Source organism: Pseudomonadota bacterium, assembly GCA_026388255.1.
Taxonomy (GTDB): domain Bacteria; phylum Desulfobacterota; class Syntrophorhabdia; order Syntrophorhabdales; family Syntrophorhabdaceae; genus JAPLKB01.
In genome coordinates, this window is sequence record JAPLKC010000101.1 from 1 (window position 1) to 15,924 (window position 15,924).

Annotated in this window: 12 protein-coding genes; 1 reads left to right on the forward strand and 11 read right to left on the reverse strand. The window is 46.3% G+C overall.

Going from position 1 to position 15,924, the window contains the following annotated elements:
- Window positions 1-1,054: 1,054 nt before the first annotated feature.
- The 7 genes from NT178_15400 to NT178_15430 all read right to left on the reverse strand — a co-directional run bounded on the left by NT178_15400 (window position 1,055) and on the right by NT178_15430 (window position 7,915).
- Window positions 1,055-1,978 (reverse strand): ATP-binding protein, encoded by a 924-nt coding sequence (locus NT178_15400; protein MCX5813913.1) that lies wholly within the window; start codon window positions 1,976-1,978, stop codon window positions 1,055-1,057.
- Window positions 1,979-2,114: 136 nt separating this feature from the next.
- Complete coding sequence (locus NT178_15405) at window positions 2,115-3,299, reverse strand: IS110 family transposase (GenBank protein ID MCX5813914.1); 1,185 nt, start codon at window positions 3,297-3,299, stop codon at window positions 2,115-2,117.
- Between the two features lie 569 nt (window positions 3,300-3,868).
- On the reverse strand, window positions 3,869-4,822 hold the full coding sequence (locus tag NT178_15410; protein MCX5813915.1) for a ParB/RepB/Spo0J family partition protein: 954 nt from the start codon (window positions 4,820-4,822) through the stop codon (window positions 3,869-3,871).
- 297 nt (window positions 4,823-5,119) lie between these two features.
- Window positions 5,120-5,338, reverse strand: coding sequence for a hypothetical protein (locus tag NT178_15415; GenBank protein ID MCX5813916.1), 219 nt, complete (start codon window positions 5,336-5,338; stop codon window positions 5,120-5,122).
- A gap of 98 nt (window positions 5,339-5,436) precedes the next feature.
- Window positions 5,437-5,982 (reverse strand): hypothetical protein, encoded by a 546-nt coding sequence (locus tag NT178_15420; protein MCX5813917.1) that lies wholly within the window; start codon window positions 5,980-5,982, stop codon window positions 5,437-5,439.
- A gap of 316 nt (window positions 5,983-6,298) precedes the next feature.
- Window positions 6,299-6,754 carry a hypothetical protein gene (locus tag NT178_15425; protein MCX5813918.1) on the reverse strand — a complete coding sequence of 152 codons (456 nt, stop codon included), beginning with the start codon at window positions 6,752-6,754 and terminating at the stop codon, window positions 6,299-6,301.
- 255 nt (window positions 6,755-7,009) lie between these two features.
- Window positions 7,010-7,915 carry a LysR family transcriptional regulator gene (locus tag NT178_15430; GenBank protein ID MCX5813919.1) on the reverse strand — a complete coding sequence of 302 codons (906 nt, stop codon included), beginning with the start codon at window positions 7,913-7,915 and terminating at the stop codon, window positions 7,010-7,012.
- Between the two features lie 148 nt (window positions 7,916-8,063).
- On the opposite strand from NT178_15430, the gene NT178_15435 reads away from it, so the two are divergent.
- A complete protein-coding gene (locus NT178_15435; GenBank protein ID MCX5813920.1) occupies window positions 8,064-9,287 on the forward strand; it encodes a Tm-1-like ATP-binding domain-containing protein in 1,224 nt (407 codons plus the stop codon).
- 130 nt (window positions 9,288-9,417) lie between these two features.
- On the opposite strand, the gene NT178_15440 is transcribed toward NT178_15435, so the two are convergent.
- The 4 genes from NT178_15440 to NT178_15455 form a co-directional block, all read right to left on the reverse strand.
- Entirely contained in the window at window positions 9,418-10,854 is a 1,437-nt protein-coding gene (locus NT178_15440; GenBank protein ID MCX5813921.1) for an efflux transporter outer membrane subunit, read from the reverse strand.
- A gap of 2 nt (window positions 10,855-10,856) precedes the next feature.
- Window positions 10,857-14,036, reverse strand: a complete 3,180-nt coding sequence (locus NT178_15445) for an efflux RND transporter permease subunit (GenBank protein ID MCX5813922.1) — start codon at window positions 14,034-14,036, stop codon at window positions 10,857-10,859.
- Between the two features lie 12 nt (window positions 14,037-14,048).
- A complete protein-coding gene (locus tag NT178_15450) occupies window positions 14,049-15,248 on the reverse strand; it encodes an efflux RND transporter periplasmic adaptor subunit (GenBank protein ID MCX5813923.1) in 1,200 nt (399 codons plus the stop codon).
- Window positions 15,249-15,373: 125 nt separating this feature from the next.
- Window positions 15,374-15,922: a TetR/AcrR family transcriptional regulator gene (locus tag NT178_15455; GenBank protein ID MCX5813924.1), complete on the reverse strand. Its 549-nt coding sequence runs from the start codon at window positions 15,920-15,922 to the stop codon at window positions 15,374-15,376.
- Window positions 15,923-15,924 lie beyond the last annotated feature (2 nt).

Consider the following 15,924-nt stretch of genomic DNA (forward strand, 5'->3'; position numbering starts at 1 on the left):
CCGGGCGATCTCGAAAAAATAGAAGAGGGTCTGCGCCAAGTGCTATCGCTGTGATTCGGTACTCTCATTAAAATTATACAAAAGTATATATTTTGTCTAATGTGTTTTATAATCAGAATTCTGCGGTAACCCTCTGTTACATTAGGCCTTTCCATTAAACGTGGGGGCTATATTTATTGAAGTCGAGATTTGCTATTGGTGTGTTTTTGTAGCAGCTTTTACTTGGTAATGCGCAGAAATGACCAGTGTGAAAGCTAAATTTGCAGGTTATTGGAGCCACCTACTTATCGAGCATATGGTCTTTTGACTATGATCGTGAATTACGGAAAGAAATGTACGCTATGTGGGCCACAGCGCAACGAAAACAACAACCCCCCGCAACCCCTAAAAGCGATAATATCCAATCTTTATCTGTCAAATACCCAGAGCTTGTGTATTTCTAATCGGTTTTTATCCAGAAATGACCGGGCATATTATTCAACTTAACAAATTGCCGAATCATAGTTTTCGAAGGTTTGGCGTTAGTGAACGTTCTCCATACGACAGGCCGTTGGCACTCAGGGATACTTCTGATAATATTCTTGTATGTACTTGGTTCCCAAAGTGCCGCATATTTTCGTCGTTTAAAAAAAGCATTGACTATTCTATGAAATTCCCTGTGTCCACCACAATTCATACCTGCTGCTCCAAAATCAGTTTCTAATGGGTAAAGTCTACAAGGCTCAGGGCGCATTGGGTAAATTGAGCATTTTGTTCTATCATCCAAGAAGCTACAATCAATTGACGAATCCGTATACTTCCCGTTGTAAGCTTCCTCGTGCAGTCTTTTAATCTCTTTCACACTTTTGCCAAGATGCATAGCGATGGCCGGTAAATCATTTACGTATATTTGCGGTGCAAAGCCACGGCAACAAGAACCACACTTCTGGCATACGAATGGAACAAGAACATCATAATTTCTCAATTCTACGATTCTATATTTCTGCATTTTTTACACCCAGGCTATAGTGAGGGATGTCCCATCATATCCGGCCATTGTTTGCCAGATCCTGCATCAACGCACTGTGAGTAAATCTTGTGCTGGTATTGTCTCCACATCCTCGACCATTCTCATGTCTTCTGCTGCAATTTTGTAATTAATCACCAAATCAGGGATTTTAGTAGGTTCTTGCACACTTCCACGGATTAACTGTACTGCTGTTACATCATGCACTACACCAGGATGAATCACCCTACCTGATGCACCGTATTTATGAGAAGTTGAACCTAACGATGAAGGCAAAACAGCAAGACCAAACGATCCATTTCCATCAAGACCATAATCAGCAATGTTGTAAGGGAAGTTAAGATTAATTTCGAGAAACGGTGATTTTGCTACTCCTCGTCCCATATTTTCTAACGCTACTATAACCCTAAAATTAAGATCATCCCCTACACGTGCCAGAATCTTTGTCTTAAACACCAATTTAGGTTTTTTCCTTCTTCCAAACATGTCTTCGATATCAAAGTGCTCCATAACATAGAAGCTGTCACCACTCCTCTTGAAATATCTGTTCTCTCCAAGTTTGGCCATATGAGGGCCAGAGTCACTCCATGGAATCAAGGTAACTCCAAATCCCTTATCTCCTGAAGAAGGAATTTTTTTATGAAGCACACCCTCAACTAAAGGATCAGCAGCGTCACCCGTATATGTGTTGAGCTTTGACAAAAGGAGAGATAGGTTTTCAATTTCAATCTTGCCGCACGCAACGTCTACAGCACCTTTTTTCCTTGCATCAACACCCCAAACTATAATACCCCCTTCAGAATTGGCAAAACCAGAAAGTGCAATAGCAAGATTTTTTCGGTCATCTTTTTGAGCAAACTCTTCATTTGTGAGCAACTTAAAATCAAGAAACAAATTCTCTTCTTGTCCTTCTCGTATGTAATTTTCTATTGTATTAAGGTTTATATCATTATATGTTCTGAAGATATCCATAGTTTATTACTCCTGTGATTTATCCATTTTCCTGCAACACTGATTATTTTACAAGGAAAAAAATATACTTACTAAATTACCTAATACCAATCGAAATGTTGCACACTAAAAAAGAATAACAAAAACAACATTCCAGTCAACTATATTTAATTCCTCCTTCAACAAAATATGTTTTTCTGCTAAGCATGACAAACATGATGCGTATAAGTTTATGCGCTGTTGCAAGGACCGCTTTTTTATAAGGTAGACCTTCCTTTCTCCTTTTATAGAAGTAGGTCCTGAAGAGTTCATTATTGATAATAACTTTTGTTGCCATGAGCCAGATAACTCTTCTTAAGTGCCGGTTTCCTCTTTTACTGATCCTGCTTTTCCCTTCATACTTGCCTGATTGATAGGTTGAAGGATCAAGGCCTGAGGCAGCGATCAGCTTCTTGTCATTCTCGAATATCTCTACTCTTCCTCCCATCTCAATGAGGAAGTTTACGGCGGTATTCTCTCCTATCCCCTTCATAGAGCATAGGATCTCCATATCCTGCTTCATCCTTTCGTTTAAGAGGCTCATGAGCAGTTTTGTTACTTCTTTCGTCTGTTCCTGCACATGAATAAGGAGCGAGGTTTCCTGTCTCAAGGCAAGTTCTTTTGCGGGACTTTCTACGCCAACAGATGCTGCGGCTGCTTCCATAATTGTTTTTATGGAAGCATGGGATTTCTGACCACGCGACCTGGTTATCAATATGTCGGCAACATCCGTATAGCCTGCCTTTCTTAAGGCATGGGCGGAAGGATACTCGGCCAACAAACGGAGGGCCGATTTTGTAAAGACTCCGATGATTTGTTCAAGCTCGGGGAATATGACAGAGAGAAGTCTCTTCATATCTGCCTTCAGAGAGGTTACATGATCGGCAAGTTTTTCTCTCCTCCTGGCAAGGTCCTTAAGTTCTGTTGCCAGATAATCGGGTGTCTGTGCAGATAAGGTCTCTTGTTCTCGCATGAGAAACTGGGCAATAGTAAGGGCATCCTTCTTGTCTGTCTTTGTTTTCCTCAGAAACCGTTTTGAGAACCCATTGATAAGAAGAGGATTGATAACAACAACCCTGTAGCCGTTTGCGGTAAGATAAGAAAAAAGAGCAATGTGGTAAGAAGCGGTGGATTCCATGCCCAGAAGAAGTGATTCCTTATCTGTTGGCAAACAAAGGGTAAGTTTCTCAAATCCCTCACGGTCCATTATACAGGCCAGAGAGAATACTTTTTCTCCTTGCTCTCCTACGCCGCAGGCATCAAACTTTTCTTTCGATACATCGATTCCAACAAAGCAATTCATATCACGTACCTCCTGTGGTAATATATGAAAAACAGGGTTGCCTCCGGCCAATCCTCCTGTAATGACAAGGGCTCTTAAAGGCCCAATCAACTTATCATGGCTCCAAGAGGCAGGGAACAGACTGAAAATAAGGGTTCGGCGACCCAGGAAGTTGTAAGTCCCCCTGCTTCTCTTGGGGCAAATCTTACCTGTTTACAAGATACTTATACAATAATTAATGGTAGGAGGGAGTTGTCAGTGTATTAGGCAAAAACCGCGCAGCGCGCATTTCCGGAAGTTATCGAGCGGTTATGGATGTCATCTTCCCCCATTCCGTTTCGGGTACAGCCTTCCCTGCTACCCCTAAGGGCGTGGCCATGGATTGCCTATTTCGGATATCGGATTTATGATATCATTCACAAAAACCCGCATCTTTTAAAACCCGTACCTCGTATCTCGTATCTCGTAAAACCCGTATCTCGTTTTTCCCATTTTATGGTTTTTATCTTTTAACGCTTCACGAACGACGCTTCACGTCAGTTTCCTTTGCGCCTGTCCTCGCTTGCGGGGGCTTCACGCTTCACGGGTTTTTATACTTGTGGCAGCCTTTTCTTGCCGTATGGGATCATAGGCGCTTGCTGTTGAACATAATCACAGAAAACCTGTAACTCATAGAGGAGTTTTTCAACGTCTTCCCGTACATAAGTTCCAAGACCCTTCTCAAAGATTGTTTTTATGGATAAAATTTCTTTAACCTGTTTCTTCACGGGTATGGGCTTTGTGTTGACAGGGTCAGGCTTCACTTTTTTATATGCGGTGAGCATTCTTTCCAGAGCGATATAAGTAACCGGCGTTTTCAAAATGTCGGTAAATATTTTCATACGATCAGGACATTCCATGTTAGCCGCAAAAAGATATCCCTGGGAAAGAGGGAGATTTCCTGACCTGATTTCGGCCTGAATCTCAGGAGGGAGTTTTAAAAGTGATAGCCCGTTAAACAGCGTCCGTATTGACTTTCCGGAGATTTCAAGAATTGCAGCAAATGTTGCTGCAATTTCCTCTGATACCGAGTCAGGTCTCCTCATGATATTCAAAAGCTCGTTCATAACTCCGTCCAAATCATACCCATTGCCTGCCCTCGAGTGATCTTGTCGGGGGTCCGGATTTTTCGCCTGAATATAGGCAAGAATTCCTTTCGCCTGATCTATGGGATTTAAGTCTTCACGCTGCAAGTTTTCCACTAACTGGTACGCCAGGATTTCATCTTTTTGGGTGACTGTATTGATGATACGTGCCGGAATGGATTCTGAGCCCAGCTTTTGTGTTGCCAGATAGCGGCGTTCCCCGCAGAGGAGGAGATATTTACCGTCTTTCGGTGTTACAAGGACAGGCTCCAAGACACCACGGTCTTTAATAGATTCCATAAGCGCTTTGAAAGAATCACTTTCCATATCAATGCCTGACCGAATCTGTTCTTCCACTGTAATGCTTTCTAAAGACAGGTACATGAATTCCGGACTTTCCATTGTTTTCTTTGTTGCCATCGTATCCCCCTATATTTGAATTAGTGAAGCATAAACCCATAACCTATAACCCGTAACATTGTCTTTTGAATGCCCCTTGATGTTGTTCTTTATTGTAACCAATACTATAAATCTGTCAAGTTTATTTTATATCAGGTCGCCCTCATGTTGATCAACGCTACCCTCGCGATTAAACCTTCGCGCACATCTTTGTTGTACCTGCCCTCGCTTGACAGGGGACTGCGTCCCTTGCTGGCGTCCTCCTCGCACTCAGTAAAAGCGATAATTTTTTCTTCAGCAGTGAGATGTACGGGTATTTCAGCGTATAAGGGGTTGCTTTTCTTCCTTAGGTTGCAGCACAGGTGGTAGTAGAGGGGTAAAAGAACCGGTAGGGGATATGATAAAAGATTTGATGCCGCCTTCAATGTTCACTCTTGTCCCTTGCGGATCACGGGGGTTAAACAGATAGCCTTTACCTGTTTTATCTGTAAAAAACAGGGTTTCTGTTATGCCACCCCGGATTAAGGAAACAATCATATGCTTTACAACTTCGTTAGAAGTGAACCGGTACAGTCGAGGATAAAGACTTGAGCCCGTATATCACTTATAATAAATATTCATCCTGAGTTTTCGTTTTATTTCGAAGTAGGACTTTTGATTTCTTTTATCTTACCATTCATGGTGCATTCATAGTACTTTTCAAATGCTTCAGGATTATTGTCTCTTTGTCCCCAAGCTTTAAAATACAAATTATTCTGATTGCGCCATTCAAGAATTTCAAAATAAATCTGATTTTGTCTAATGAATTTGAATTTATTTGAGGAACGGGCAAATACTTCCTGTATGTGTATGGTTCCATTCGGTCGATCAGGGAAGTAGATTGCAATATCCGTGGTATTAATGCCATTCCAATCGGTAATAGCCACTGCATTACCGTCGGGAGCCCAGAAAACATCAGCCTTTTGGTCTAAAGCCTGTAATTCTCTCTTCTCCGCAGTGCGAAGATTTTTCAAAAATAGCCGATGTAACGTGTCTCCTGAAAATGGTTTTTGCAACTCAATTGAATAACGTCCGGTAGGGTCTGTTGAATATTCGGGTCCTGGAAAACTTACCTTGTCAGCCGAAAAAGCACCTGAGGCAAAAAAAACTAATACCACAATAAAAACTGACATTTTTTTCATATCACTATCTCCTCAGTAGGGATTTAAAACTAAGCATCTGCAAGCGGATACCCGGCGGGGCCTCTGAAAGGGCAGTCGCAAGCTTTCCCGCCCTTCTCATAGTCCGATAACCGGGAGTCTGCGAACATATCCACCATTCATTCCCGCTCACAGAGCGACGCATTCCGGCGTTTTTCGTAAACCTTGTACCCGCTTGCAGGTCGCACCCATAGCTTCTTTTCAGCCAATCGAATTTGTTACTGAAAAAAACAAAAGGGGCTGGCTGCTATTACTATTTTATTGCCGTTATCGTTTTCTGCCGGCCTGTAACAGGATTTTACGGCAGCAGCCGGTAAGGCAGCGCACGCTTTGCCCATTCGCTCTCTTTGTAATCTGTGTTCAGTTTTTCATAAGCCTGCTTCAGCGGTTTTGGATCACGAGTATGTTTATAGCCGCAGACGCCTCGCAGAAAGACTGCTTCCGGGGCAGACCCGCTTTTTGCAAATCCGGAAATAATTTTTTCAAGATTGTCGAGCGCTTCAGGAAAACGGTCAAGCTCGTAGCAGGTCTTTGCAACACCAAGCAATACTGATGGAATCAATTCGTCGGAAGGCAAAAAACCGACATTTCTGTGATGTTCTTTTCCATTTTCATCGATAAAGACAAGCGTGGGCGTCCACTTTATGTTGAAATCGGTCGCATAAGGTTCTGAATCGAAGGGTATTCTAAGCGGAATAACATTCTTTGTAATACATTCTACAACATTGGCGTCAGGATACGTAACTGCATCCATTTGTTGACAGCCGATTCAGCCGGGATTAAAAAAGTCGATCAGGACAGGCTTTTTTTCGGCTTTTGCGCTTGTCAATGCCATTGAAAAATCGGTTTCCCATTGGATTGTTTTCGACATAATAACCTCCTTTAAGTTTTTTATATTATAGGCATGATTTCCAGAAATAGGAAGATGCGTTTATTTACCATAGGAGCAGCGATAATTTTTTTAGGATGACGAAGCCAACGATGATAGCGCTTTGATTTGGGATTGGAATTATTTCAGGAACAACGACAGCACTTCGGGCTTATCAAAAAGTCTGAGAAATGCCCAGGCCGGAGGAGAAAGGTCCTTGCGATTCCTGTATCCGATCCCGAATCCCAATGTTGGAGATCCTTCAAGGATACGGACCGGTTTCAATGTGCCTTGCTTAAGCTCCTCCTCTACTGCATCTCTTTCAAAGAAGCTTACCCCGTTATCCTGTTGTACAAACTCCTTGAGAAGGACAAGGCTTGATGATTCCATTGCAACCAAGGGGATCACCTTAAATTTTCGCAGATATTCAAGCACGACTTCTCTCACAGCAGAACCTTCTCGTCTCAGAATTAAAGGGATTTCCGATAGTTGCATCACTGAAATTTCCGAGCCTGGCAGGTGGACACTATTCGGCGAGGCAACGAGAATTACCTCATATTTCCATATGATTTTAACTTTCAGCCTGCTATTATTCGGTTTATATCGGATAACTGCCAGTTCGTTTCGATGATCCTCTATGCTTTTAACCATTTCTGCGTTGGATGCCTGGTCAATGATGATCCTGATACCCGGATAGGTTTTCTTAAAAGCTGCAATCAAGGGCATTAGTCGTTTCAACGGTGTTTCGGGGCACCCTATACGTAATTCTCCCGACTTGCCGGTGGACAAATCCTCGAGAAAACCTTCCAATTCGCGAATCTCTTGAAAAATCCTGCCTGCCCTTTTGAATACAATCTCTCCGGCATGTGTCAATTGAATAGAGTTTCCGTCCCGGACAAGAAGCCTTATGCCTATTGCTTCCTCAAGTTGTTTTACCTGCATGGTAATAGCAGGTGGTGTAACCATCAACTCATGGGCGGCCTTTGTAATACTTTTCAATTTTGCAGCAGTATAAAACGCCCTCAACTGGTTCATATTGAGAATCATGATAGCCCCTCATATTCCTATTCAGTTATCCTTAATTGTTATTAAATCTTTTTTGCTTGAATTGTCAATACCTAAAGACTATAAGTTTTAATGAGGGAAGAGGGCTCTTAAGCAGTCTTTTGATTACCTCAAAAAGAGGAGAGTAAAGATGAAAAAACAACTTCTCATCATCGCCACGCTTGATACAAAAGGCAGGGAAGCCGGTTATGTAAAGGACTGTGTTCTGAAGCTTGGAGTAAACCCTGTTATTATGGATATCGGGGTGGTCGGTGAACCGCAAATCCAACCTGACATAACAAATGCAGAAGTCACTGAAGCAGCAGGATATGATCTTAAAGAACTGATAAAGTTGCATGACCGACCCAGGGGCATAATGGCAATACAAGAGGGTGGCCGCATACTCGCAAACCGGCTGCTGCAGGAAGGAAAGTTGGACGGTGTCATCGGGTTGGGAGGCGGTACAGGCACCTCGGTTACATCCTTCATTATGCGATCCCTGCCCTTCGGTCTTCCAAAGATTATTGTCTCTACTATGGCATCAAGGGACGTAAGAGAATATGTGGGAACCAAAGACATTGTTATGTTTCATTCCGTAGCAGATCTTCTCGGTTTTAATGAGTTCATACGTCTTGTGCTTGATCAGGCATCCCATGCCGTCTGCGGTATGATGAAAGTAGAAAGAAGTATTGAACGGCTGAAACCGATTGTAGGGGTCACAGCATATGGACCTACTTCTCATTGTGCAGTTTTGGCCGAGAGTTTGCTGTATGAAAAAGGGTATCAAATGATGGGATTTCACACAAACGGCTGCGGCGGTATGGCAATGGAGGAGATGATCGCCGAGGGACTCATAGCCGGGGTCATGGAAATTACCCCCCACGAAATTGCCGATGAGATGATGTCAGGTTACTGCAAGGGAATCGGCCCGAGTCGCCTTGAAACGGCTGGAATCATGGGAATCCCCGTAGTGTTTGCCCCTGGTGGCCTTGATAATGTTGCCTTTGGTCCCTCCTGTCCAATGCCGGAAGAGCTTGCGGGGAGAAATATATACGGCCATGATCACAGGATATGTGTACGTCTGGATTCATCGGAGATGCAGAAGCTCGCCTCGACCATTGCAGAAAAACTTAATAAAGCGCCTGAATCAACCTATGTCCTTATACCAACAAAGGGCTGGTCGGAAGGAGACAGAGCAGGTATGCCGCTTTTTGACCTGGCAACCGACCGGATATTTACAGAGAAGCTAAAAAAGCTTTTGAATCCGCAAATCCCGGTCGAAGAGATGGACGTTCACATAAATGAGTTGTCTTTCGCTCAAAGGGCCGTAGATGTCCTGGATGGAATGATAAAAAAAAGAAGATCCTCAACTTAAATACAGGTACATGTCAATGATGGGAGCATCCTTCTGCGTTTCAGCCAAAAAAAGCTTCATCCTCCCCTCCCCCAGCATCACAAAAGATACTGAACAAACGAAGGATGTTCCCATCATTGACACACAGATATTATTGACGCTTAACAGGGAGCGCTTCCCCTGTACCCCCGCCCAACACTTTGTAGAGCGTCACCAGATTGGCGAGCCTCGATAGGCGGATGGCAATGAGTCCCTGCTGCGCACTGTATAACGAACGTTGCGCATCCAAAACCGGCAGATAACTGTCAATTCCCTTTGTATAACGGGCATTGGAAAGGCGATAAGCGTCTGACGAAGCTCGAAAGAGGGATTCTTGCGCTGTTAATTGATCCTCCACGGTTCCACGCTGGGCAAGGGCATCGGCCACTTCCCTGAAGGCCGTCTGAATAACCTTCTCATATTGAGTCAGAACAATCTCTCTTTCAACTTTAATTGCATCTAAAGCCGACCATAGACGGGCATCAAATATCGGCATAGTAATTTGCGGCACGAAGGTCCAAGTACCAGCACCGGCCCTGAACAGTCCGGATAAACCGTTACTTGTCGTTCCGATGTTGGTGGTCAGGGCAATACGGGGAAAGAGGGCTGCTCGAGCCGCTCCTATGTTGGCATAGGCAGCCTTAAGACCATGTTCTGCCTGAAGAATATCGGGTCGGCGCAACAACACTTCGGAGGGCAAACCCGGTGTAATATCTTTAGGCGGTTTAACTGCATCCAACTCGCCGGATAATAGTTCGGAAGGCACAGGTGAACCGACAAGAAGGTCCAGTGCATTTCCATCCAGAGCCACCTGACGGGTGTATCGGGCAATATCCACGCGCGCCGCATCTAAACGGGTTTGTGCCTGGCGCAGATCCAATTCAGAGGATGTACCGACTTCATAGCGACGCAGTAATAGCTTGTAAGTAGCCTGTTGTGCTTCCAAGGTTGATTGAGCAAACTTCAGGTTCTCACGGTCGGCTGCAAGGGTCAGATAAACGTTTGCAACCTCGGCCACCAGCGAGATCTGCGCGCTACGGCCAGCCTGCTCTGTAGCAAGGTATTGTTCCAGAGCACGATCTTTGAGGCTGCGGATGCGGCCGAAAAAGTCCAGCTCCCAGGAGCTGACCCCCAGGTTGACACTGTATTGTTTGAAACTCATGGCTTCACCTGACTCGGTCGAGATGTCAGCCGGCACCCTCTGTTCGGTCCAAACACCTGAAGCATTTATTGCAGGATACAATTCGGCGCGTTGAATCCGGTAAAGCGCCCTTGCCTTTTCAATATTTAATGTTGCTACCCTGAGATCACGGTTGTTGTTAAGCGCAAGCTCGATAACGTTCTGTAACTTTTCATCAACGTAGAATTCACGCCACCCTACATCAACAGCAAGCGGGCCGGTTTTTGCAGCAATAGCCTCCTTGTAGGCAGGCCCTTTCGGCCATTCGGCAGGAACCGGTGATGCAGGGCGTTTATAATCCGGCGCCATAGTTGAACACCCGGCCAGACATATGATTATAAGAATGATTGACAATACATTTCGTCTCATAATTAGTGTCCCTCCGAAGGAGTAATGGGGGCTGCGTGTTGTTCGGGTATCGGGTCCTGTTGCTTACTCTTGAACAGTCGAGATACGACGACAAAGAGCAATGGTATGTAAAAGAGGTCGATAAAAGTGGCGGAGAGCATCCCTCCGGTTACGGCAGTGCCGATGGCCTTCATGGCGCCTGCACCTGCGCCTGTTGCAATAGCAAGAGGCAGTACACCGAAGAAAAAAGCAAGCGAGGTCATAATGACCGGCCGGAATCTCACCCTCACCGCCCCAAGGGTTGCTTCGACCAATCCTTCTCCCCGTGCCATACGCTCCTTTGCAAACTGGATAATAAGGATCGCATTCTTTGTTGTAAGACCAAGGGTAGTGAGAAATCCGATCTGGAAATAGACATCATTGTGGAATCCCCGTGCCCAGGTAAATAAAGTTGCACCGAATACGCCCAGCGGCAGCATGAGCAAATTGGCGAGCGGGATCGGCCAGCTTTCATACAGAGCTGCTACACACAGGAAAATTACGATAATTGAAAATGCATACAGAAGCGGCGCCTGGGTACTTGACATCTTTTCCTGGTACGAAAGCCCGGTCCATTCAAAACCGATTCCCTGGGGCAGTTTCACAGCCATCTCTTCCATGGCCTTCATTGCCTCACCGGAACTTCTCCCTGGTGCAGGTTCTCCTTGAATGTTCAGAGAAGGAAAACCGTTGAAACGCTCGAGCCTGGGAGAACCTGAAGTCCAGTGGGCAGAGGCAAGGGAAGCAAAGGGAACCATCTTGCCCGCGGTATTACGTACATAAAGCTTATCTATGTCCTTGGGCAACATCCGGTAAGGAGTGTCCGCCTGAAGGAAAACGCGCTTGACCCTGCCGCCCTGAATGAAGTTATTGACATAGGAACTTCCGAAGGCCGCTGAGATCGTGTTGTGGATTGAGGTAATGGGAACCCCAAGGGCGCCTGCCTTTTCCCAGTCCACATCAATATAGTATTGGGGTACGTCTTCTATACCGTTGGGTCGGACTTTAGTCAGACGCTTGTCTTGAAATGCCATACCGAGGAGCTGGTTCCGGGCCTCCATCAGTTTATGGTGACCGAGTCCGCCCCGGTCCAGCAACTGGAAGTCAAATCCGGTTGCCATACCCAATTCGATCACCGAAGGCGGCGGAAAAGCAAACACCAGGCTGCTGCGCATTTTAGAAAAGGTCCTCATGGCACGTTCCGCAATGGCCTTTACCCTTAAGTCCGAGCGATTGCGAAGGTTCCAATCCTTGAGCTTGACAAATACCATACCACTGGTCTGTGCCCTCAAAGAAAACCCGGCGCCGGAAACCGTCATACAGGATTCCACCGCTTCTTTTTCGTTCTCCTGGAAATAGCGCTGTACTGCGTTCACGACTTTCTGGGTTTGCTCCAAGGTTGAACCCGTGGGCAGCATTATCTGGGCAAGCAATATCCCCTGGTCCTCATCAGGAACATAGGATGTAGGTGTGCGAAGGAAAAGAATCCCTACGGCCGCCACAATCACGACATAAATTACAGCATAGCGCATTTTTCTTGAGAAAGAACGTTCGACTGTTTTTACATACCGGCCTCTGATCAGGAAAAAGATGCTGTCAAATCTCTTAAAGAAAGGGCGCAGGAAAGAGATAGCATTTTCCGCAGATTGGTGCCCAGCCTTTACCGGCTTCAGGAGGGAAGCGCAAAGAACGGGCGTAAGAATTAAGGCTACAACCACTGACAGAAGCATGGAAGCAATAATGGTGATAGAAAACTGACGATAGATGACCCCGGTAGATCCGCCAAAGAAAGCCATAGGACCAAAAACAGCCGATAGGACAAGACCGATGCCGATCAAAGCGCTTGTGATCTGTTCCATGGACTTTCGTGTTGCTTCCTTAGGCGAAAGGCCTTCCTCGCTCATAATTCGTTCCACATTTTCCACCACCACAATGGCATCGTCCACAAGAAGACCAATGGACAACACCATGGCAAACATGGTCAACATATTGATGGAGAATCCGAATAACCCCAGAACCGCGAAAGTGCCCAGGAGTACTACCGGTACCGCGATGGTCGGGATCAGGGTAGCCCGGATGTTCCCCATGAAAAGCCACATTATCAGGAAAACCAGCAGGATCGCCTCAAAGAGGGTTTTGACTACTTCGTCGATTGCTACCTTGACAAAAGGGGTGGTATCATAGGGATAGACAACCTTCATCCCCGTTGGGAAGTAACGGCTCATCTCTTTCATTTTCGCTTTCACTGCGTCGGCCGTATCAAGAGCATTGGCGCCTGCGGCTTGCCGGATGGCCATGCCGGCGGAAGGTTTACCGTCCATGAAGACCTCAATATCATAGTAGTCGGTTCCCAGTTCCGTTCGTCCTATATCCTTGATCCGCACTGTTGAACCATCAGGATTGATGCGGACAGGAATGGCAGCAAACTCTTCAGGGGTCTTAAGCATGCTCTGGACAATGATAGAAGCGTTCAGTCGCTGGCCTGCCACTGCCGGTGCCCCGCCAAACTGACCGGCAGAGATTTCTACGTTGTAAGACTGAAGCGCTGTGATGACATCCGTGATTGTCAAACTGTAATCGGTAAGTTTGTCGGGGTTCAACCAGACACGCATGGCATACTGGGACCCGAAGTTTTCCACTTCACCCACACCGGGTACCCGTGCAAGAACCTTTTCCAGGTTGGATTGTGCATAGTCTCTCAAGTCGTTGCCGTCCATACTGCCGTCTTCCGAGATCAGGCCCACGATCATCAGGTAGTTCCTGGTGGCTTTGCCGACGGTGACACCCTGGCGCTGGACCACCTCGGGCAGGCTTGCCATTGCAAGCTGGAGTTTGTTTTGCACCTTGGCCCAGGCGAGGTCCGGATCGGTCCCGGGGGCAAATGTCAATTCAACACGGGAGGCCCCAGCCGCATCGCTGGTGGCGGATAGATAGATCATTTTGTCAAGACCGGTCATTTTTTGCTCTATGATCTGAGTCACACTGTTTTCTACGGTCTCAGCGGAAGCCCCGGGATAAGAAGACTGAATATAGATCGATGGGGGTGCAATGGGAGGGTACTGTGATATGGGCAGATTATAAATAGAGAGGGCACCTACAAGCATTATGATTATGGCAATAACCCAGGCAAATACCGGGCGCTCCAGAAAGAATTTCGATAGCATCAAGCCCTCCCTTTAATTCGCTTTTGCCGGCGTTTGGTTTGACTTCCCGGCCTCAGCACCATCCTTTGGGCCGGGATCAAAGGGAACAACCTTTACAGAGACTCCCGGGCGCACTTTTTGTATGCCCTCGACGATAACCCGATCGCCGGGCGCAAGGCCTGAGGGTACATTCCATCTGTCGCCGATAGCACGAGCAACAGTTATTATTCGCTGCTGAACCTTGCCTTCAGCGTCAACAATCAACACGACGGGATTTCCTTTTGGATCGCGGGATACCCCTTGCTGCGGGACAAGAATTGCACGATCAACGACACCTTCCTGGATGAGAGCGCGCACATACATTCCCGGAAGAAGGATATGATTCGGGTTCGGAAAGACCGTCCGGAGGATATATGATCCGGTGCTTGGGTCAACGGTGACATCGGAAAATTTCAGGGTCCCTTCCAACGGATAGGGTTTGCCGTCTTCAAGCAGCAACTTCGCCGGTGCTTGTCCGGGACCGATGCCTTTGATCGTGCCCGCAGCTATGTGACCTTTGAGCTGTAGCAGGTTGACGCTTGATTTTGTCGCGTCAACATAGATCGGATCAAGCTGTTGAATAACAGCAAGAGCAGAAGGCTGGTTTGCCGTCACAAGGGCGCCTACAGTCACGTTGGATTTACCTATACGACCCGATATTGGTGCTTTGACGTTAGTGTAAGCAAGATTGATGCGTGCCGTCTCCACTGCTGCTTTGTTTGCCTCAATCTCAGCCTCCGCTTGTTTTAGGGCAGCAACCGCATCGTCGCATTCCTGTTGGCTGACTGCGTTTATAGCAACCAGTTCATTATAACGCTGTGCCCTGTTCCTGATGGATATGACATTGGCTTCAACCCTGGCAAGGGCTGCCTTGGCACCGGCGTAAGCTGCCTCATAGGTAGCCGGGTCGATCTGGTAGAGTATGTCATCGGCTTTTACGTCGCTCCCTTCAGTAAACAGGCGTTTCTGAATGATGCCGCTTACCTGAGGCCTTACTTCTGCAACAAGAAAAGCAGAGGTTCGTCCAGGATTTTCCGTTATGATCGGAAAACGCTCTGTTTTCATTACCACTACAGCAACTTCCGGGGTGCCGCCCTGCGGCAATCCCTTCGGTTTTCCACAACAGGTCAGCATCAGGCAGAGGATGATAATTCCCATGGTAGCGATGAGTCTGGCTCTGCAAATTACTTGCATACAACACCTCTTTATTGATTGAATTTAAATAATCACTCTCAAAAGTATCAGGGGGATAAGGTTTTAAGTATGTCTATCAGCTTACTAATAACCCATATTTCTCCCTGTTTTTGTCCTCAAACGGTTTATTCCATTTTTTCGTCCGTGAGCCTCAGCAATTCTTCTACAATCTTGGTGCGCTGTTCTTCAGTAAAAGGCGATACGGACAAGATTTCCTGCAACAGGAGGCCGTCTGCTGAGAGGGCGAGTACAGCGGCCCTTTCGAATCTGACTCCCGGAGATACAATTTCAGTATAGACTTTTATAATGGCTTTGCGCACAGGTTCGGCAAGTTTGGGATCATGCGCAAGGGCCGCAAGAAGAGAAGCGCCCACACGGTCGGACTTTTTATCGCGAAGCAATGACGAGAGCATGAAGGCCTTCAGTTCCCGCGGCGGACTGTCGGGAAGCTCACTCCATATTTTTTTTCGCGATACCTCCCGGGACTTAATCAATCGGTTGATCATCGCCTCAAGGAGGGCTACCTTTGTCGGAAAGTGATGTAGAAGTCCACCTTTGCTTATACCTGCCCTGTCAGCTACTGCGCCGAGCGTCATGTGCACTGCGCCTGCCTCCATAACTACAGTCTCGGCAGCGTCAACAATGGCATCGTATGAACTGTGTCGTGGACTCATAA

What these genes read in the sequence shown, in the direction of transcription:
- NT178_15400 (MCX5813913.1), bottom strand. Translation starts at nt 1,978, where the DNA reads ATGGATATCTTCAGAACATATAATGATATAAACCTTAATACAATAGAA.
- NT178_15405 (MCX5813914.1), bottom strand. Translation starts at nt 3,299, where the DNA reads ATGAATTGCTTTGTTGGAATCGATGTATCGAAAGAAAAGTTTGATGCC.
- NT178_15410 (MCX5813915.1), bottom strand. Translation starts at nt 4,822, where the DNA reads ATGGCAACAAAGAAAACAATGGAAAGTCCGGAATTCATGTACCTGTCT.
- NT178_15415 (MCX5813916.1), bottom strand. Translation starts at nt 5,338, where the DNA reads ATGATTGTTTCCTTAATCCGGGGTGGCATAACAGAAACCCTGTTTTTT.
- NT178_15420 (MCX5813917.1), bottom strand. Translation starts at nt 5,982, where the DNA reads ATGAAAAAAATGTCAGTTTTTATTGTGGTATTAGTTTTTTTTGCCTCA.
- NT178_15425 (MCX5813918.1), bottom strand. Translation starts at nt 6,754, where the DNA reads ATGGATGCAGTTACGTATCCTGACGCCAATGTTGTAGAATGTATTACA.
- NT178_15430 (MCX5813919.1), bottom strand. Translation starts at nt 7,915, where the DNA reads ATGATTCTCAATATGAACCAGTTGAGGGCGTTTTATACTGCTGCAAAA.
- NT178_15435 (MCX5813920.1), top strand. Translation starts at nt 8,064, where the DNA reads ATGAAAAAACAACTTCTCATCATCGCCACGCTTGATACAAAAGGCAGG.
- NT178_15440 (MCX5813921.1), bottom strand. Translation starts at nt 10,854, where the DNA reads ATGAGACGAAATGTATTGTCAATCATTCTTATAATCATATGTCTGGCC.
- NT178_15445 (MCX5813922.1), bottom strand. Translation starts at nt 14,036, where the DNA reads ATGCTATCGAAATTCTTTCTGGAGCGCCCGGTATTTGCCTGGGTTATT.
- NT178_15450 (MCX5813923.1), bottom strand. Translation starts at nt 15,248, where the DNA reads ATGCAAGTAATTTGCAGAGCCAGACTCATCGCTACCATGGGAATTATC.
- NT178_15455 (MCX5813924.1), bottom strand. Translation starts at nt 15,922, where the DNA reads ATGAGTCCACGACACAGTTCATACGATGCCATTGTTGACGCTGCCGAG.